The organism is Nocardioides aestuarii (assembly GCF_039527245.1).
Taxonomy (GTDB): domain Bacteria; phylum Actinomycetota; class Actinomycetes; order Propionibacteriales; family Nocardioidaceae; genus Nocardioides; species Nocardioides aestuarii.
The window spans coordinates 802532-821023 of the sequence record NZ_BAAAJT010000002.1 but is presented as its reverse complement, the minus strand read 5'-3'; the positions used below and the strand labels follow the sequence as shown (position 1 = coordinate 821023).

The 18492-nt window shown below is 72.2% G+C and carries 20 protein-coding genes and 1 other RNA gene; 19 read left to right on the top strand and 2 right to left on the bottom strand.

Translation table 11 applies throughout. The features are described from left to right. Position 1 precedes the first annotated feature (1 nt). From ABD091_RS04170 to ABD091_RS04145, 6 genes are read left to right on the top strand one after another with little or no spacing between them, the layout of a single operon-like run. A complete protein-coding gene (locus ABD091_RS04170) occupies positions 2-319 on the top strand; it encodes a hypothetical protein (RefSeq protein WP_343915885.1) in 318 nt (105 codons plus the stop codon). Then, positions 316-1563, top strand: a complete 1248-nt coding sequence (locus ABD091_RS04165; RefSeq protein ID WP_343915884.1) for a putative T7SS-secreted protein — start codon at positions 316-318, stop codon at positions 1561-1563. Before ABD091_RS04170 ends, ABD091_RS04165 begins: the two co-directional genes overlap by 4 nt. Continuing rightward, positions 1563-2267 carry a hypothetical protein gene (locus ABD091_RS04160; protein ID WP_343915883.1) on the top strand — a complete coding sequence of 235 codons (705 nt, stop codon included), beginning with the start codon at positions 1563-1565 and terminating at the stop codon, positions 2265-2267. Before ABD091_RS04165 ends, ABD091_RS04160 begins: the two co-directional genes overlap by 1 nt. Continuing rightward, positions 2243-3421, top strand: coding sequence for a hypothetical protein (locus tag ABD091_RS04155; protein ID WP_343915882.1), 1179 nt, complete (start codon positions 2243-2245; stop codon positions 3419-3421). The genes ABD091_RS04160 and ABD091_RS04155 overlap by 25 nt, the downstream gene beginning before the upstream one ends. Positions 3422-3458: 37 nt before the next feature. After that, positions 3459-4850: a GntP family permease gene (locus ABD091_RS04150; RefSeq protein WP_343915881.1), complete on the top strand. Its 1392-nt coding sequence runs from the start codon at positions 3459-3461 to the stop codon at positions 4848-4850. Further along, positions 4847-5347, top strand: a complete 501-nt coding sequence (locus ABD091_RS04145) for a gluconokinase (RefSeq protein WP_343915880.1) — start codon at positions 4847-4849, stop codon at positions 5345-5347. The genes ABD091_RS04150 and ABD091_RS04145 overlap by 4 nt, the downstream gene beginning before the upstream one ends. 6 nt (positions 5348-5353) lie before the next feature. Here ABD091_RS04145 and ABD091_RS04140 read toward each other — a convergent pair whose 3' ends face one another. After that, positions 5354-5998, bottom strand: a complete 645-nt coding sequence (locus ABD091_RS04140) for a hypothetical protein (RefSeq protein WP_343915879.1) — start codon at positions 5996-5998, stop codon at positions 5354-5356. A gap of 83 nt (positions 5999-6081) precedes the next feature. On the opposite strand from ABD091_RS04140, the gene ftsE reads away from it, so the two are divergent. The 8 genes from ftsE to ssrA all read left to right on the top strand — a co-directional run bounded on the left by ftsE (position 6082) and on the right by ssrA (position 12991). Further along, on the top strand, positions 6082-6771 hold the full coding sequence (gene ftsE, locus ABD091_RS04135) for a cell division ATP-binding protein FtsE (RefSeq protein ID WP_343915878.1): 690 nt from the start codon (positions 6082-6084) through the stop codon (positions 6769-6771). Between the two features lie 45 nt (positions 6772-6816). Further along, on the top strand, positions 6817-7728 hold the full coding sequence (gene ftsX, locus ABD091_RS04130) for a permease-like cell division protein FtsX (protein ID WP_343915877.1): 912 nt from the start codon (positions 6817-6819) through the stop codon (positions 7726-7728). A 54-nt stretch (positions 7729-7782) separates the two neighbouring features. Beyond that, positions 7783-9036, top strand: coding sequence for a peptidoglycan DD-metalloendopeptidase family protein (locus ABD091_RS04125; protein WP_343915876.1), 1254 nt, complete (start codon positions 7783-7785; stop codon positions 9034-9036). Between the two features lie 44 nt (positions 9037-9080). Next, a complete protein-coding gene (gene smpB / locus ABD091_RS04120; RefSeq protein ID WP_343915875.1) occupies positions 9081-9560 on the top strand; it encodes an SsrA-binding protein SmpB in 480 nt (159 codons plus the stop codon). Continuing rightward, positions 9553-10392: an amidohydrolase family protein gene (locus ABD091_RS04115; RefSeq protein WP_343915874.1), complete on the top strand. Its 840-nt coding sequence runs from the start codon at positions 9553-9555 to the stop codon at positions 10390-10392. The genes smpB and ABD091_RS04115 overlap by 8 nt, the downstream gene beginning before the upstream one ends. Positions 10393-10499: 107 nt before the next feature. Then, positions 10500-11003, top strand: coding sequence for a hypothetical protein (locus tag ABD091_RS04110; protein WP_343915873.1), 504 nt, complete (start codon positions 10500-10502; stop codon positions 11001-11003). Positions 11004-11017: 14 nt separating this feature from the next. Continuing rightward, positions 11018-12529, top strand: a complete 1512-nt coding sequence (locus ABD091_RS04105; RefSeq protein WP_343915872.1) for a flotillin family protein — start codon at positions 11018-11020, stop codon at positions 12527-12529. A 92-nt stretch (positions 12530-12621) separates the two neighbouring features. After that, positions 12622-12991, top strand: a transfer-messenger RNA (tmRNA) gene (gene ssrA / locus ABD091_RS04100). Between the two features lie 102 nt (positions 12992-13093). Here the strand turns inward: ssrA and ABD091_RS04095 are convergent. Beyond that, on the bottom strand, positions 13094-14647 hold the full coding sequence (locus ABD091_RS04095; protein ID WP_343915871.1) for a DUF389 domain-containing protein: 1554 nt from the start codon (positions 14645-14647) through the stop codon (positions 13094-13096). Positions 14648-14858: 211 nt separating this feature from the next. Between ABD091_RS04095 and ABD091_RS04090 the strand changes: the two genes are divergently transcribed. The 5 genes from ABD091_RS04090 to fabG all read left to right on the top strand — a co-directional run bounded on the left by ABD091_RS04090 (position 14859) and on the right by fabG (position 18410). Continuing rightward, entirely contained in the window at positions 14859-15074 is a 216-nt protein-coding gene (locus tag ABD091_RS04090; protein ID WP_343915870.1) for a hypothetical protein, read from the top strand. 19 nt (positions 15075-15093) lie between these two features. After that, positions 15094-16491 (top strand): M15 family metallopeptidase, encoded by a 1398-nt coding sequence (locus tag ABD091_RS04085; RefSeq protein WP_343915869.1) that lies wholly within the window; start codon positions 15094-15096, stop codon positions 16489-16491. Beyond that, a complete protein-coding gene (locus ABD091_RS04080; protein WP_343915868.1) occupies positions 16492-16911 on the top strand; it encodes an HIT family protein in 420 nt (139 codons plus the stop codon). It begins immediately after the preceding gene. Positions 16912-16934: 23 nt separating this feature from the next. Beyond that, complete coding sequence (locus ABD091_RS04075; RefSeq protein WP_343915867.1) at positions 16935-17555, top strand: hypothetical protein; 621 nt, start codon at positions 16935-16937, stop codon at positions 17553-17555. An 81-nt stretch (positions 17556-17636) separates the two neighbouring features. Next, positions 17637-18410, top strand: coding sequence for a 3-oxoacyl-ACP reductase FabG (fabG, locus tag ABD091_RS04070; RefSeq protein WP_343915866.1), 774 nt, complete (start codon positions 17637-17639; stop codon positions 18408-18410). Positions 18411-18492: the final 82 nt, after the last annotated feature.

The window sequence follows — 18492 nt, the reverse complement described above, 5'->3', positions numbered from 1 at the left end:
CGTGGGATCGGATCTGTACATCGACGGGGAGATGCTGTCGCGGGTGCGCGACAACTTCTCGCGCATCGAGGACCTGCTGGGCGGGCCGGCGAGCCAGATGCGCTCGGTCGACGGACGTGACGCGGGGCCGAGCGCCCTCGTGTCCCGGTTGAACGAGTTCGGCCACGAGTGGCAGTACGGCATCGAGCAGCTCGGCGAGTTCTCCTCCTCGGTCGTCGACGCGCTCGACCAGATCGCGCGGGCCTTCGAGTCCGCGGACGCCGACCTCGCGGCCGCGCTCGAGCAGGCGTCCGACCCGGAGCCCGGGGGTGGGCAGTGAGCGCGACCTCGGCGGCCGACTACCCGACCCTCGGCTTCGACCCCACGCCGGGCGACCACGCCCAGGTGACCTCGCTCGGCAGCACGCTCGGGACGGTCTCGCGGGCCATGAACGAGATCTGCAACGTGCTGCAGGGTGCCGACGACGGCGAGTGGCGGGGCGACGCGGCGCGCGGGTTCCGCAACCTCCTCGACGACGACGTCCGCCCCAAGGTGTCCCAGGCCGCCGACGCGTTCGAGATCGCCCACCGGGCCGTCAGCGACTGGGCGGTGGCCCTCGGCGGCTTCCAGTCGCGTGCCCGGGGTCTGGAGCTCCAGGCCGCGGCGGCCGCTCGCGATGCCGCGGCGGCCCGCACTGCCCTCGACGGACTCCCGGGCCCGGACAGTCCGCCGCCGGCGGCTGACGACACCGCGGCCCAGGCCCAGGCCCGCCAGGACGCCGCCGACCGGGCCCGCCACCAGGGCGAGCTCTCGGCTGCGTCGGGCCTGCTCGCCGACCTGCGTGCCGCTGCCGACCGGCTCCACGGCGAGTACGACGAGCGGGGAGGCGACGCCGCGTCGTCGCTGCGCGACGCCATCTCGATCGCCCCGGAGGAGCCGGGCTGGTTCGAGAGCGCCATCGACGCGGTGGCCCACCTGTTCCACGAGCTGGGCGAGCTGCTCGCCGACGTCGGCGACTGGCTGATGTCGCGCCTGGAGGAGCTCGCCCCCTACCTGGAGATCCTCGGCGACATCTGCGGCATCGTCGCGACCGTCCTGGGCTTCCTGGCGATGATCCCGGGCCTGCAGTTCCTCGCGCCCTTCGCGCTCGGCTTCGCGATCGCGGCGCTCGCCCTCGGCTACCTCGCCGGCGTCGGCGAGTCCGGCAGCCTGCTCGAGCCGCTGACCACCAAGGACTTCTGGATGGACGCCGTCGGCGTGGCCACTGCCGGCTTCGGCGCCTTCGCGGCGCGGGGGCTCACGACCGCCGCCTCGGCCGCCGGCAACACCCGGCTGGTGCCCCAGCTGATCGGCCGGCCGATCGAGGTGCCCTACTCGATGTTCCACATGGCCGGCCGTGGCATGGGCATGAGCAACACGGAGGGCCTGTGGCGGCTGGCCAACCTGCGCGGTGTCTACGCGGGCCTCGGCGCGACCGGTGCCGGCGTCAACGACAGCCTGGCCGACGTCCGCGACATCTTCACCCTCAACTACGACTTCGGAGCGCGCCCGCGCGTGACCCCCGGCGACCTGGCGTGGACCTGATGACGACGACCAGCGACCTGCCGGCCGACTTCCCGGGCAGCATCCGGCTCGCGCTCCCGGGCGAGATCCTCGACCTGCTCGAGAGCCCCGACGACGCCTCGGCGCGCGACCACTTCGCGTCGACCGTGGCCGAGCTCTTCTCCTCCCTCGACACCGACCGCCGCCGGCTCATGGTCGAGGGGCTGATGGGCTGGCGCGCCAACGCCCTGGGCCGCGGCCAGCTGATGCAGGGCTTCGTCGCGCTGCCGGCCGGTGCGAGCCAGGGCGGCGTGACCTTCGACGGCCAGGTGGTCTGGCAGGTGATCGCGGGCGTCGTGCCGGTCCCCGTCACCGGCGAGATCGACGCGGGAGAGATCGTCAGCCGCTACCTCGGCCAGCAGGTCGATCCCGCGACGGCGTACGTCGAGTCGTTCCCGACCCGCATGGGGTGGGGCGCCGGCCTGCTCACCACGGTGCCGTTGCTCTCCGACCCCGACCAGACCCCCGGCCTCGCCGAGCGGGGCTTCCCCGGACGCCTCGGCATCGCGCTGGCGGTGGCGGCACCGGTGGACGCGCCCTATGGTCTGCTCGTCATCGGCCTGTGCCTCGACGGCGAGACGACCGTCGACCTGGGCAGCATGGTGGCCTACATCGCCGGCCAGTCGGAGCTGGCCGACGCACCCGTGGCGGAGGAGACGCAGTGGCGGCACCGTCAGCAGAGCTGACCGCCCACGACTGGAGCACCCGCGCCGACCTGCTCGAGGAGCAGTGCCGGCGGGTCGAGGCGATCGAGGACGAGGCCGTGTCGCTGCGACGTACGGCGGCGTGGGCCGGCTGGGTCGTGCTGCTCGTCCTGTCCGTGCCCGTCGGCCTGACGCTGCGGGAGGAGTCGGCGGGTCTCGACCTCCTGGGGCCGGCCGTGGCCGGCGTGCTGGTGGCGGCGGCCGCGATCGGGCTGCTGCGCCACCACGTCCGCTCCCGACGGGTCCTGGCCGACCTGCGCACCTGGTCGGTCGTCGACCGGGTCCCGCGCTGGCGCGGCCTGCCGCCCGGGCAGATCGACCCCGCCCTGCTCACCGCCCACGACGCGCGCGACGACTCCCGGCTGCCCGAGGTGGCGCGCGACGCCAGGCGCCGCGCACAGGAGCGGATCTACCAGGGCCGGGTCTTCGCGGTCGCCGCCGTCCTCGGCCTGGTGTCGCCGCTGGGGCTGCTCCCGCTGGGCAGCTTCGGCGCTGCGGACGGGGACCCCGTGGTGATCGGCCTGGCCGTGGCGTCCTCGGCCGTCGGGCTCGGCGCGGTGGCCAGCGGCTGGAGCACGCTGTGGCAGGTGATGCGCGCCCGGCAACGTGAGCTCAACCGGGCCTCTCTCGAGGAGGAGGTCTACCTCGCCCGCTTCCGCGTGCTCCACGGTGGCGAGCGCCCCGACGACCTGGGGTCGGTGCCCCTGGCGGCCAGGGTCGTCGCCCCGACTGCCGTGGTCGCGTTGCTGGGAGTGCTGGCATGGCGCGTGGGCGACGCCTCGTCCCTCGCGCTCGCGGTGTCAGGCGTGGTCGTGGCGCTCGTCGTCCTGGTGCTCGTCCTCGCGGTGCTGCGTCAGCGCCGCCCCCACGTCGTCTCGCTGCTCGCCCCCGGTGGCGGCCTGCTGGAGCGGCCCGACAAGCCGGTCACCGTCGGCCGGGAGGAGGGCGACGTCGTCCTCCGTGGCGGCGGCGAGACGGTGCGCCTGGCGGGCCACGAGGTGGTCTCGGTCGAGCGGGTCCGCCTCGCCTTCGCCCTGGCACCGCCGGCGGTGCTGGTCGTCACCTCCGGCGACCCGGTGGTCGTGGCCGGACGGGGCGTGGACGGGCTCCTCGAGGCCCGAGCACGGACGACGTAGGGTCGCGAGGGTCCCGATCGCTCTCGGAAGGACCCGCATGGAACCCATCGACCCGGTCTACGGGACCGCGACCCTCCTGCTGATCGCTGCGGGTGCCGTGGCGCTGCTCCTCGGGCTGATCATCGGCCTCAAGCTCCATGCCTTCGTCTCGCTCGTCCTGGTGAGCGTGGTGACCGCGCTCGCCGTCGGGTTCGACCCCGCGGAGATCCCTGACGTCCTGCTCTACGGCTTCGCCGACACGCTGGGCGGCGTGGCCCTGCTCGTCGCCTTCGGCGTGATGCTCGGGCGTCTGCTCGAGGCGACCGGCGGCGCCCAGGTCCTGGCCGACACGCTCATCGCCCGGTTCGGCGAGCAACGGGCACCGCTGGCGCTCGGGGTCGCCGCGCTGATCTTCGGCTTCCCGATCTTCTTCGACGCAGGCCTGGTGGTCTTCCTTCCGATCATCCTCACGGTCGCGCGCAGGTTCGGGGGTTCCCTGCTGTTCTACGCGCTGCCGGCTGCGGGCGCCTTCGCCGCGATGCACGCGATCGTCCCGCCCCACCCCGGTCCGGTCGCCGCCGCCCAGCAGCTCGACGCGAGCATCGGGCTCACCTTGCTGGTCGGCATCCCGGTGGTCCTCGTCTCGTGGTACGTCGGGGTCTACCTCGTGTCGCGCTGGCTCGGCCGCCGGGTCGACGTCTCCGTCTCCGACGTCGTCTTCGGCAAGGTGCAGAACGGGTCCGACGGCGACCAGGAGCTGGGTCAGCAGCCCCCGTCCTTCGGGGCCGTGCTCGGCCTGCTGCTCCTGCCCCTGGTGCTGATCTCCTTCGACACGGTGCTCGACACGCTCGTGGCTGCCGGCACTCTCGACGAGGCGACGTGGATCGACGTGCTCGGGCTGTTCGGCCAGGTGCCGGTGGCTCTGCTCCTGACCGTGCTCGTCGCGATCGCGGTCCTGGGTCGTCCTCACGCCTCCATGGCTCGGATCTCGACGATGTTCGACGAGGCCCTCGGCCCGATCTGCGCCATCATCCTCATCACCGGCGCGGGCGGGATGTTCGGCGGCGTCCTCGAGCTGAGCGGCATCGGAGCTGCCCTCAGCGACTCGCTCTCGGGCCTCGGCTTCTCGCTGATCGTCCAGGCCTTCCTGATCGCCACCCTGTTGCGCGTGGCCCAGGGCTCGGCGACCGTCGCGCTCACGACGACCGGTGGGCTGATTGCCGGTCCCGCGGCGGCCGCCGACCTCGGCGACCTCCACCTGTCGCTGCTGGTCTTCGCGATCGCTGCCGGTGCCACCGTCCTGTCCCACGTGAACGACTCGGGCTTCTGGCTGGTCAGCCGCTTCTTCGGCATGGACGAGAAGACCACCCTCAAGACGTGGACGGTGATGGAGACGACCCTCGGCGTCTCGGTGTTCGCCGTGGCCGGTGCGCTGTGGCTGGCGCTGTGACTCACCACGTCGTGTTCATGGGCGTCTCCGGCTCGGGGAAGTCCACGGTCGCCCGGGAGGTGCAGCGCCTCACCGGGTGGGACTTCGCCGAGGGTGACGACTTCCACCCGCGCGCCAACGTCGAGAAGATGTCGGCCGGCCACCCGCTGACCGACCAGGACCGGTTCCCCTGGCTGGGCTCGCTGGCGCGCTGGATCCGGGAGCACGACGAGGCGGGGGAGTCGTCGCTGATGAGCTGCTCCGCGCTGCGCCGCACCTACCGCGACGTCCTGCGCAGCGGCGCCGACGACGTCGCCTTCGTCCACCTCGTCGGTGACAAGGGAGTGCTGCTCGAGCGCATGGGGGAGCGCGACCACTTCATGCCGCCCGAGCTGCTGGAGTCCCAGCTCGCCACCCTCGAACCCCTCCACGACGACGAGGCCGGGCTCGAGCTCGACGTCGCCCTCCCGCCGGCCGAGCTCGCCGAGCGGGTCGTCGAGGAGCTCGGCCTGCGCTGAGCGGGATCAGGCGCGGGCGGCCTCGACCACGGCCACGCACCACTCGCTGGTGCGGGTGTCGGCCTCGGTGTCCCGACCACCCGCCGCGGTGAGCGTGCAGGTGAGCCACGCGTCGCCCAGCCGCCCGGCGTACCGCTCCTGGGTGCCGCCCTCGGTCGGGCAGGCCCACGTCACCGACGGTCCGCCGAAGCGGTCGCCCTCGATGCGCGTGCAGTCGGCCGCCGGCTCCTCCCGGGCCAGGGCGCGGGCGGCGCGGGGGTCGACCGGTGGCACGAACACCCACGCCGACGCGGTCGTCCCGTCGGCCGCCGTCCACCGGCAGCCGTACTCCTGCACCCGGTCACGGCTCCCGTCCGGCAGCCGCACCCGGTCGCCGTTGTCCCACGTCTCGTTGCTGGCCGGCGGCCCGCCGAGCGCGTGCTCGATGCCGGTGGGGGACACCCGCTCGCAGAAGGGGGCGCGGGCCACCTCCACCCCCGCCACGTCGTACGACGCCAGCGTGGTCGGCTCGGCGGCGGGCCCGTCCGCCCCACCCGTGGGGGCGGACGGCTGGTCCGGGGCGCCCGGTCCGCCGGTGCGGAAGGCCACCGCGCCGCCGACCACGAGACCGGTGGCGGCCACGGCCGCGACCAGAGCCGTCCGTCCGCGCATGGCGCCACTCTTCCACGCGCGGCGCCACGCCCCGCGACGAGCCGATTCGAGGGGTCAGACCCCCTCGACTACCCTCGATAGACGTGATCCGCTTCGAGAAGGTCGTCAAGGCCTACCCCGGACAGGGCGCACCCGCCCTCGACTCCGTCTCCGTCGACATCGAGAAGGGCGAGTTCGTCTTCCTCGTCGGCGCCTCCGGCTCGGGCAAGTCCACCTTCCTGCGGCTGGTGCTGCGGGAGGCGCGTCCCACCTCCGGCCGGGTCTACGTGGCCGGCAAGGAGATCAACCGGCTGGCGGGCTGGAAGGTGCCGCGGCTGCGGCGCCAGATCGGCACCGTCTTCCAGGACTTCCGCCTGCTCCCGAACAAGAACGTCTCCGAGAACGTCGCCTTCGCCCTCCAGGTGATCGGCAAGGGCTCCTCGGAGATCAAGCAGCTCGTTCCCGAGACCCTCGAGATGGTCGGGCTCGAGGGCAAGGGCGACCGGATGCCCGACGAGCTCTCCGGTGGCGAGCAGCAGCGCGTCGCCGTGGCCCGCGCCTTCGTCAACCGTCCGATGATCCTCATCGCCGACGAGCCGACCGGAAACCTCGACCCGGCCACGTCGGTCGGCATCATGAAGCTGCTCGACCGCATCAACCGCACCGGCACGACGGTCCTCATGGCGACCCACGACTCCGGCATCGTCGACCAGATGCGGAAGCGCGTCATCGAGCTCGAGGGCGGTCGCGTCGTGCGCGACCAGGCCCAGGGCGTCTACGGCTTCCAGCACTGACCCGACCGCACCCGACTCCCCGCAACAGGAGCACACACCCCCACCATGCAGCTGCGCTACGTCTTCTCCGAGCTCGGCCAGGGCCTGCGACGCAACCTGTCGATGCACCTCGCGGTGATCCTGACCCTCTTCGTGTCCCTGACCCTCGTCGGACTCGGCGTCCTGCTCAACCAGCAGGCCGAGCGGATGGCCGACCAGTGGGGCAACGAGCTCCAGGTCACCGTCTTCCTCTGCCGCGACGGCGACGAGAACCCCGCCTGCCCGACCGAGGTCACCCCGGCGCAGCAGGAGGCCATCGAGAAGACCGTCGGGGACAACCCCGACGTCGCGAGCTACTACGTCGAGTCGAAGGAGGTGGCGTTCGAGAAGGTCAAGGAGCTCTTCGGTGAGGAGCGGTTCGTCGGTCCCAACGCCGCCGCGTCGGCCGACGACATGGCGAAGTCGATCTGGATCACGCTCGACAATCCCGACCAGTACGAGGGCATCATCAGCGCGGTGCAGGGCCTCGACGGCGTCGGCTCCGTGCGTGACCAACGGGCCACGGTCGGCCCGATCCTCAACGGCATGGAGATGCTCCAGGTCGGCTCGTTCATCACGGCGGTCTTCCTGGTGGTCGCAGCCCTGCTGCTGGTCGCCAACACGATCCGGCTGGCAGCGCTCGCGCGCCGCAAGGAGATCGGGATCATGCGGCTGGTGGGCGCCTCGACGCTCTACATCGCGCTGCCGTTCCTCCTCGAGGCCCTGGTGACCGCGCTGCTCGGCGTCGCGCTGGCCGCGGGCTCCATGGCGGCGTTCATGTACTTCGGTGTCGAGCAGCGGCTGACCGACTTCGCACGGTTCATCCCGTGGGTCGGCTGGGACGAGTACCTCATGGCCCTCGTGGTGGTCGCGGCCCTCGGCCCGGTCCTCACGCTGCTCCCGACACTCGTGCTGACACGCAAATACCTCAAAGTCTGATCACGCTGGTCTACGGTCGTCTCGCCCGACATCCCCGAAGACGAAGGCTGACCGGTGCGTTCCTTCCCCCGTACCGCACGCCGTCGCCTGGCCGCAGCAGGTCTTGCTGCCGCGCTGGCGATCGGCGCGGTGAGCGTCCCCCTCGCACACGCTGACGACATCCACGACCGCCAGAAGCGGGTCGAGAAGAAGGTCGAGAGCGCCGACCACGCGCTGGAGGAGTCCAGCCGCCGCTACCAGCGGGCCTACGGCGCGCTGCAGGCGGCCCAGCAGCGGCTCGACGTCGCCCGGGGCGAGCTGGCGAGCGCGAAGACCAAGCTCGGTGCGGCGCAGGTCCGTGACCAGGAGATGCAGGAGGCGCTGGAGCTCGCGCAGGCGCGGCTCGACCAGGCCGAGGCCGACCTCGTCCAGGGACAGGCCGACGTCGAGGACCAGCGGCAGGCCGTCACCGACATGATCGCGGAGATTTACCAGGAGGGTGACCCGCGGCTCGAGGCGTTCTCCTCGATGATCCAGGCGAAGGACCCCGCCGACCTGACCTGGACCCAGGAGGGCGAGAGCGTGATGGTGGGCCGGCAGACCTCGGCCTACGACGAGCTGCGTGCGGCCGAGGTCCTGCTCCAGGTCCGCACGGACCAGCGCGAGGAGGCGGAGGCCGCGGTCGCGAAGCGACGCCAGGAGGCGGCCGACCACCTGATCGTGATGCGCGACCTCACCGTCCAGGCCCGCGACGCGCGGGCGGCGGTCCGCTCGGTCGTGACGGAGCGGCGCGACGCCAAGGCCGCCGCCGCAGCGGTCAAGGCCCGCGACATGAAGGCGCTCCAGCGGCTCAAGTCGCGCGAGCAGGACATCAAGGACCGGATCGCCCGGATGGCCGCTCGCTCCTCCGGCGGCTACCGCGGCGCAGCCGGCGGCTTCCTCGGCTCGCCGGTCCAGGGCGGCTACGTCACCTCGCCGTTCGGGATGCGCGTCCACCCGATCTACGGCTACTACGGACTCCACAACGGCACCGACTTCGGCGGCGGTTGCGGGCTGACGATGCTGGCGGCCGCATCCGGCAGGGTCGTGGCGAAGTACTACGACTCCGTCTACGGCAACCGGCTCTTCGTCTACGTCGGCAAGGTCAACGGCGCCAACCTCACGATCGTCTACAACCACGCGTCGTCCTACGGCGTCTCGATCGGTCAGCAGGTCTCGCGCGGACAGGCCATCGGCAAGGTCGGCGACACCGGCTGGTCCACGGCCTGCCACCTCCACTTCACGGTGCTCGCCAACGGCAAGCCCGTGAACCCGATGAACTACATGTAGCCGCCCCCGCACACCGGATTGCCCCGCTCTGGGAGAATGGCCGGATGGCCAGGGAGCAGGGGCACAAGATCGTCGCGCAGAACAAGAAGGCGCGGCACGACTACCACATCGACGACACCTTCGAGGCCGGGCTGGTCCTGGTCGGCACCGAGGTGAAGTCGCTGCGGCAGGGTCGCGCGTCCCTCGTCGACGGCTTCGCCGAGGTCGACCGTGGCGAGGCGTGGCTGCTGGGGGTCCACATCCCCGAGTACTCCCAGGGGACGTGGACCAACCACTCCGCCCGGCGCAAGCGCAAGCTGCTGCTCCACCGCTCGGAGATCGACAAGATCGAGCGCAAGACCTCGGAGAAGGGCTACACGCTCGTCCCGCTCTCCCTCTACTTCAAGGACGGCCGGGCCAAGGTCGAGATCGCGCTCGCGCGAGGCAAGAAGGCCTACGACAAGCGCCAGACGATCGCGACCCGCACCGCCGAGCGCGAGAAGCAGCAGGCGCTGGGGCGTCACCTGAAGGGCATGAGTGACTGAGCGTCGGCTGTTCGACCTCCACACCCACTTCCTCCCTCCGCGGGTGATGGCGAAGGTCCGGGCCCAGTTCGACTCCGCCGGCCCCCTGATCGGCCGGCCGTGGCCGCTGCACTACCGCGACCCCGACGAGGCCCTGGTCGGCGTCCTGCGCGGGCTGGGGGTCCGCCACTTCACCGCGCTGGCCTACGCCCACAAGCCCGGGATGGCGGAGTTCCTCAACGACTGGACGGCCGACTTCGCGGACCGGGTCCCCGAGGCGCTGCGCTGCGCGACCTTCTACCCGGAGCCCGACGCGGCGGCGTACATCGGGAGGCGGATCGCCGCCGGCACGCAGGTCTGGAAGGTGCACGTCCAGGTCGGGGCGTTCGACGTCCGCGACCCGCTGCTCGACGAGGCGTGGGGCCTGCTGGCGGACGACGGAGCGCCCGTGGTCATCCACGCCGGCTCCGGTCCCGTCGGCACCGAGCACACCGGCCCCGGTCCGGTGGCCGACCTTCTCTCCCGCCACCCCCGGCTGCGGCTGGTCATCGCCCACGCCGGTGCGCCGGAGTACGCCGAGTTCCTCGCCCTCGCCGAGCAGCACGAGCGGGTCGGGCTCGACACGACCATGGCCTTCACGGACTTCTTCGCCGACATGGGAGCGCCCTACCCCGACCTACTGCTGCCGCGGCTGCGGGACCTCGGGCTCGCCGGCCGGGTGTTCCTCGGCAGCGACTTCCCGAACATCCCCTACCCCTACGCCACGCAGCTCGAGGCGCTCGAGCGGCTCGACCTGGGGCAGGACTGGCTCGACGCCGTCACGTGGGACAACGCCGCCTCCCTGCTGCTCTGAAGCGGCCCGGGAGTCGATCGTCGGGCACTTGGCCGATTGCCGCCCCGCCGCGCGGGGCACCGTCTAGGGTGGGCGTCCACAACGGGGTCCACGGGGGAGCGGGTGCAGTGACGACGTATCTCGTCATCGGGGTCGTCGGGCTCGTGCTGCTCGCGGTCTCCCTCCTCTTCGCCGACCTCCTCGACGGTGCCTTCGACGCGCTGAGCGCCGACTGGATCTCCACGGCGGTGCTCGGCGGCTTCGTCTCCGCGTTCGGGTTCGGCGGCGCGCTGGCCATCGGGGTCGGCGCTCCCCACCTGGTCGCGCTGCCCGTGGGCGCGGTCACCGGGGTCCTCGCGGGCTGGTTCGCTGCGTGGCTGACCCGCGCCGTCCGCGGCGGCGGCAGCGGTGAGTCGCTCGGGGCCGACGACCTGGTGGGCCACGACGCCGTCGTGATCACCGACATCCCCGCGGTCGGCTTCGGTGTCGTCCGCGTCCGCGTGGGCGAGCACGTGCTCCGGCTCAACGCGAGCTCCGACGTCGCCATCCCCTCCGGAACCCCTGCCCACGTGACGGGCGTGCTGTCCCCGACCGCGGTCACCGTCGCTCCCCTCTCGACAGAGCAGATCTGAAAGGCACCCTCCTCGTGGACCTCAACCTCGGCGTGCTCGTCCCTGTCCTCGGCTTCCTCCTCCTCTTCGTGCTCCTGGTGCTGCTGGTCACCAGCCGCTACAAGGTCGCCGGCCCCAACCAGGCGTTCATCGTGACCGGGCGCAAGGGCAAGGCCGTGCTCAACCCGGAGACCGGGGCCCTGACGACGGACCTGTCGGGCCAGAAGGTCATCCTCGGCGGCGGCACGTTCGTCATCCCGTTCGTCCAGAAGCTCGCCACCATGGACCTCTCGAGCCGCCGGATCTCGGTGCAGATCCGGGGTGCCGTCTCGGGCCAGGGCATCAAGCTCAACGTCGAGGGCGTCGCCATCGTCAAGGTCGGCGGCAACGCCGACCAGATCCGGCTCGCCGCACAGCGGTTCCTCAGCCAGCAGCAGGACGTCGAGCCGTTCACCCAGGAGGTGCTCGCCGGTGCGCTGCGCTCCATCGTGGGCGGCCTGACGGTCGAGCAGATCATCCGGGACCGCGCGGCCTTCGCCCAGCGCGTCGCCGACGAGTCGGAGAACTCCCTCACCGGTCAGGGGCTGATCCTCGACACCTTCCAGATCCAGGACGTCACCGACGACGGCAGCTATCTCGCCGACCTCGGTCGCCCGGAGGCCGCCCGCGTCAGCCAGGCGGCGAGGATCGCCGAGGCCAACGCGCGGCAGGCCGCCGAGCAGGCCCAGATCGCGGCCGAGCAGGAGATCGCCGTCAGCCAGCGGACGCTCGCGCTGAAGCAGGCCGAGATCAAGGCCGAGACCGACGCGGCCGCCGCCCAGGCCGCCGCGTCCGGCCCGCTCGCCCAGGCCGACCGCGACCAGGCGATCCTCACCGAGCAGGAGAAGGTCGCCGTACGCCGTGCCTCGCTGACCGAGCGCAACCTCGAGACCGAGGTCCGCAAGCCGGCCGACGCGGCGCGCTACAAGGTGGAGCAGGAGGCCGAGGCGAACCGGTCCGCCGAGATCGCTGCGGCCGAGGCGCGCAAGGCGTCGACGATCGCGAGCGCGCAGGCGAAGGCCGAGGAGGCCCGTCTCACCGGTGAGGCCGAGAAGGCCCGGCGCTCGGCGCTCGCCGAGGCGGAGGCCATCGAGGGTGCCAAGCGCGGTGAGGCCGAGAAGGCCCGCCGTACCGCCGAGGCCGACGCGACCCGTGCCGAGGGTGAGGCGCAGGCCGCCGCGACCCTGGCGGTGGGCCAGGCCGAGGCGGAGGCCATGGACAAGCGGGCCGCGGCCTTTGCCCAGTACAACGAGGCCGCGGTGCTCCAGATGCTGATCGAGGTGCTGCCGAAGATCGCCCATGAGGTCGCGGCGCCGATCAGCGCGATCGACGAGCTCACCATCGTCTCGGCGGACGGCGCGGGGGCGTTGCCGAAGCAGGTCACCGACAACGTCGTGCAGACCCTGTCGATGCTCAAGACCACCACCGGCCTCGACCTCGAGGCGGTCATCAAGCGCGCCGTGGACGGGAAGGCCCTCGAGGCAGCGACCTCCTCGGACGCCTCCTAGGGCCAGCCGGAGGGGAATCGAGTGGGGCCCGTCGGCGTTGACCCGTAGACTGACCTGACGCCCGGTCCGCCGGGCTGCTTGACAACACCAGAGGGGCTGATCGGTTTCGACTTGGGACGCTAGTTCCAGGGGAAGCGGGTCGAGAAGCCAGCGCCATCTCGTAAAAGTCGCTGGAAACCAACAACTGCCAACTCCAAGCGCAGTTCCTTCGCTCTCGCCGCCTGAGCGGTGATCGAAGCGTCAGACCGGGTATCCGTCTCCGGCCCGGACCCTGGCGTCGACTAGGAGACTTGCTGCTCAACTCCTGTCAGGAGGGTTGAGCGGGACTTTTTCCTGACTGAGCCTGTCGTGGACGTGTCAGTGCGAGCCACGGGGCCGAGAAAAGCGACATCACTGACTGCACCCGGAGAAGACCTGGTTCGGCGCTCGAGGACCGGGGTTCGATTCCCCGCAGCTCCACTGACTGACTGACGCCCCGGATCTTGCTTGACGTCAAGCAAGATCCGGGGCGTCGTCATGTCCGGACACTCTCCAGCCCGTCGAGCACGACAGCGAGGGCGATCCTCAGTCGAGCCTGTCCGCAGCCAGCCAGTGGACCTCGACCGTGACAGCGTGCCCGACGGCGTCGGAGACCGCCGCCTCCAGGCTCGCCGTCGCGGGCGGGCGGTCCACCGAGGCGATGAGCACGGCCACCGTGTCGCCCTCGACCCGGAGGTCCAGCACGTCGACGGGCTCGTCCGAGTCGAGCCAGTCAACGAGCTCGAGCCGGACGGCGCTCTCCACGGTCTCGCGCTCCAGGGTCTCGACGCCCGACAGTCCGAGCGGGACCGCGGTGACGACCATCGCCAGGGCGAACCCGAGGCCCCACGTGACCAAGGGGCGTCCATCGCCGGGCTCGGGTGACCCGAACCCGCCGAGCACCAGCACGACACTCGTCGAGACGACGATGGCGACGAAGTTCACCGCGAAGAGCAGGAACGCGCCAGCCGAGAGCCGGACGTCCCCGCCCGCGAGGAGGGCACCCGAGACGCAGAGCGGCGGCACCAGCGAAACGGCGATCGCGACACCGGGCAACGAGTCGGCGACGTCGTCGCGCAGCAGGGCGAATCCGCCGGCGACGCCGGCGGCGACCGCCACCGCCAGGTCCGTCAGCGCGGGGTTGGTGCGTCCGCTGACCTGGTCGTTCAGCAGCGCGACCTCGAGGTCGCGGAAGGTCGACGCCAGGAACGTCGAGAGCACGACGACGAGCAGGACACCCAGGCCCAGCACGAGCGCCGAGATCCGGGCCTGGCGGGTCGAGCCCGCCACGATCGCGACGGCGAGTGCCTGGATCGGCATCATCAGCGGCGCCACGATCATCGCGCCGATCACGGCGGCGACCGATCCCCCCAGCACGCCGTACGTCGCGATGACGGTCGCGACCGTGAGCAGGACCGTGAACCGCACCAGGCGGCTCCGTGCGTCAGCGGCCTCGAAGTAGACGCCGTCGGCCAGGGCGCCGCGCCGGGGGAGCGGCATCGTCGCGACGCCCGGCACGGGCGCCGTCGTGAGCCGTCCGGAGGACGGGTGGGCCGGGAGGAGCAGCGAGGCCGGCGCGCCGGCCAGCCAGGCGACGCCCAGCACCACCACCGCGGCCTGGCCGAAGGTGTCCGTCAGGACGAGTCCGGCCGCGCCGACACCCGCTCCGGCGAGCCCGAGCCCGGTCAGCCAGCCGGTCGAACCGCACTGGCGACCGACGAGGCGCGCAGCGAGCAGGTCGGCGAGGCCACGCACGACGAGCACCGCGCCGGCCGCGACCGGGAGCCGGGCAACGTCGTCGAGCTCACCCACCAGGAGCACCGCCGCACCAGCCGCCGGTGCCGCCGCCCGGAGCAACGCCGCCGGGCGGCCCGCGGGCGCGAGGCGTGATGCCGTGAACGCCTCGGCGGCGGCGAGGGCGACCAGGGCTACCCCGAAGGCGGTCAGGACCTGGGCCCGCACGTCGGGCAGCAGCACCCACGACGCGAGCAGGGCGAGTGCGGCCACGGTCCGGAACCCGACCAGGGACCGCACCACGAGCCAGCCCCGACGCCACGGACCGGGGCCGGCTGCGACAGCACCGCTGCCCGACTCCGGCATGTGAGGGAGGGTAGTCCCGAGAACGGTCGCAGCGTGCTGCGCGCTGGAAGCCCCTGACGGCGGCGTACCCAGTTCGGGGGAAGGGTCCCCGAGCGCCATGGCCCGTTCCGGCCACGCGGGAGTAGCCGCCTCGGGGGATCTTCGACCCGTGGGAGCAAAGAACGCGCCGATGGCCTGTCGCGGCTCCCCACGCGGCCCGACGATGGGTTCCATGACGGACCTGGGTGGGGAGCCGACCATGGCGTCGCGCCTGGTGGTCGTCGGGCTCGCGGTGCTGGTGGTCGTCGTCGGCAGCTTCTGGCTGTGGACGGTGCTCCACGGCGTGCTCGTGGCAGGCGTCCCGTCCTGGGTCGTCGGGCTGCTCCTCGTCGGGCTCGTCGTCGCGCTCGCCGCGTCGATCGACCGCGTGCACCACCAGGGGAAGTGAGCAAGGCACAATCGCGGGCATGGTCCTCGGGAGACTGTCCGCGTTCGTCCTCATGCTCGTCGCGACCCTCGTGGTCAGCGGCCTGCCGGCCCACGCCGCCGATCCGCTCGCGACGACGCTGACCGTCGACAGCCCTGCTGCTTTCGCAGACCAGGAGGTGCCGGTCTCGGTCGAGCTCGTCGCCGAGGACGCGACGCCGGTCGTCGGGGCCGCGGTCCACCTCGAGCGCCGGGTCGACGGGACGTGGTCCGAGGTCGCGCTGCTGGTCACCGACGACGCGGGCCGCGCCGAGGTCCTCCAGCCACTCGCACGCGACGCGGCCGACAACGCCTTCCGGGCGCGCTTCGAGGGCGACGCGACGTACGCCGCCGCGCGGTCCGGCCGCCACGACGCACCGATGGAGCGGCGCAACGGTGTCGTCACCGTCGGTGGTCCGGGGAAGGTCGTCGACGAGCAGACCGTCGAGCTCCGGCTGCGGTGGCGGACCGGCAACGGCACCCCGGTCAGCGGCCGGGTGCTGCTCCAGCGCCGGCTGCCGGGCGGCGACTGGAAGAAGTACCGCCGGCTCCGTACGGACGACGAGGGGTCCGCGGTCCTCGAGATCAGGCCCCGGACCGACACGCGGTGGCGGGTCAAGGCGCCCCGGCTCGACTGGGTGAGGGCCGACCGGAGCCGCGTCCACCGGGTCGACAACCTGCCCCCCGGTACGCCGGTGACGCTGCCGCGGGCCGCCCCACGGCCGGCGATCAGCCTGCCCGACCAGCCCCACGCGAAGGGGGAGGGGGCCAACCCGACGGTCTCGACGATCCCGAACGCGATGTGGCGCCAGATGACCGGACGCTCCTGGCACCGGGGCTGCCCGGTCGGCCGCAGCGGGCTGCGCCTGCTGCGCATCAACTACTGGTCCTACGACGGCTACCGCCACCGGGGCGAGGTCGTCGCTCGCACCGACGCGATCGACAACATCCGCGGCGCCCTCACCGCGATGTATCGCCGCGAGCTGCCGCTGCGCTCGCTCTACCGCGTCGACCGGTTCGGCTGGTCGAGCCGGCTCGACGGTGCCGACGACTACAAGTCGATGCGCTCGGGCAACACCTCGGCCTTCAACTGCCGTAGCGTCGTCGGGCGACCCGGCGTCCGCTCGCCCCACGCCTACGGCCGCGCGTTCGACGTCAACACGTGGGAGAACCCCTATCACTCCTCGCACGGCTGGACCCCGAACGGCTGGTGGCCCAGCCGCAGCCACGCGCGGGTCGCCTGGCGCTCACGCCAGCACGTCGTCGTCCGGATCATGCTCAACCACGGCTTCCGCTGGACCTACGGCACCGAGGACTCCCAGCACTTCGACGTCCCGGCCCCGTCGGGTCGCGTGGCCCGGGTCCCGGCCGCCGCCTGCGGTGACGAGGTCTGCGACTAGATGGCCGCGGGCTGCGTCTTCTGCCGGATCGTCGCCGGCGACCTCGAGGCCGACCGGGTGCTGGAGGACGACGACTTCGTCGGATTCCTCGACACCCGGCCGGTCTTCAAGGGACACGTCCTCCTCGTGCCGCGCGACCACGTCGAGACGCTGCCCGACCTCCCGGCCGCGCTCCGCGACCCGTTCCTGGCCCACGCCCAGCGGCTCGCGGTCGCCGTCAAGGTCGCCCTCGGCGCCCAGGGCAGCTTCGTGGCGATGAACAACACGGTCAGCCAGTCGGTGCCCCACCTCCACCTCCACGTGGTGCCGCGGACGAAGGGCGACGGGCTGCGCGGCTTCTTCTGGCCGCGCACGACCTACGCCGCCGGCGAGGCTGCCGACCACGCAGCCCGGCTCCGGGCCGCATTGGGCGACGCATGAGCAGGTCGCCTACCGTGTGCGGCATGACTCGGACCTCCCGCATCCTCACCGCCGCCCTCGCCTCTGCCGCGCTGGCCCTGACCGGCTGCTCCGGCTCGGACGGCTCCGGGAGCTCCGACGGCGGCAACGGTGACCGAGGCGGCTCGGCCAACGAGTTCACCGCCGCCGGCGTCAGCTTCGAGGCGCCCGACGGCTGGGAGGCCCTCGACGCGAAGGACGCCGACGTCTCCGGCGAGAACACCGCCGACGTCGCCGAGGGACTCGGCCTCACGGCCGAAGAGCTCCAGCGGACCATCGCTGCGGTCGACCTCTTCGTCGTCGACGGCGACGGGCCGCAGGACGGCTTCCTCTCCAACATCAACGTCCTCCAGCAGGACGGCCAGCTGCCCGACGACAAGGTCATCGAGCAGCAGTTCTCCCAGATGGGCGCGACCGTCAACGACGTGAGCCACCCCGACGCCGGCATCGACGACGTCACGGCCGTGGACTACTCGCTCCAGGTCGAGCCCAACCTCGTCGAGGGCATCTCCTACCTCGTGCCGCTCGGCGACCAGGTCGTCACCATCACCGTGAGCACCCCCGACCGGGCAGAGAGCGCCGACATCGGCGAGGCGGTCCTGGCCTCGCTCACCGAGGCGGGCTGAGCCACCCCGGTCCCCCCGCGACCGGTCGCCGTCCTAGAGTGACCGGTCGGACGCACCCCGAGCACGACAGGAGTCATCAGCATGGGTCGGTACGACGGACGGATCGCCCTCGTCACCGGAGCCGCACGCGGCATCGGCTACGCCATCGCCCAGCGCTTCGCGCAGGAGGGTGCCCGGGTCGCGGTCGTCGACCTCGACCCCGAGGCCGCGAAGAAGGCCGCCGCGGCGCTGCCCGGCGCCGACCACCCGCGCACCAGCCACCTCGGCATCGGCTGCGACGTCAGCGACTCGGCCGCGGTCGAGGCGGCCGTGGAGAAGGTGGTCTCCGACCTCGGCGGGATCCACGTGCTGGTCAACAACGCCGGCATCACCCGCGACAACCTGCTGTTCAAGATGACCGACGAGGACTGGGACCTCGTGATGAACGTCCACCTCAAGGGCGCCTTCCTCATGACCCGGGCGGCCCAGAAGCACTTCGTCGCCCAGAAGTTCGGCAAGATCCTCAACCTCTCGAGCGTCTCCGCGCTCGGCAACCGCGGCCAGGCCAACTACTCGGCCGCGAAGATGGGCATCCAGGGCTTCACCCGCACCCTCGGGATCGAGCTCGGTCCCTTCGGCGTCAACGCCAACGCGATCGCGCCCGGCTTCATCGCCACCGACATGACCGACGCGACCGCCGCGCGGCTCGGCCTGCCCGTCGAGGAGTTCCGCAAGCTGAGCGGCGAGTCGAACCCGGTCCGCCGCGTCGGCTACCCCGAGGACATCGCGGCCACCGCCGCCTTCCTCTGCAGCGACGAGGCGTCCTACATCACCGGCCAGACGCTCTACGTCGACGGCGGCGCGACCCTCGACTGACCCGGGTCGGCCCGCAAAGTCGACCGATCTACTCTAGATAGCCGCCCTCGTCCGGGCGCGCCTGCCCGCGCGCCGCGCGGCG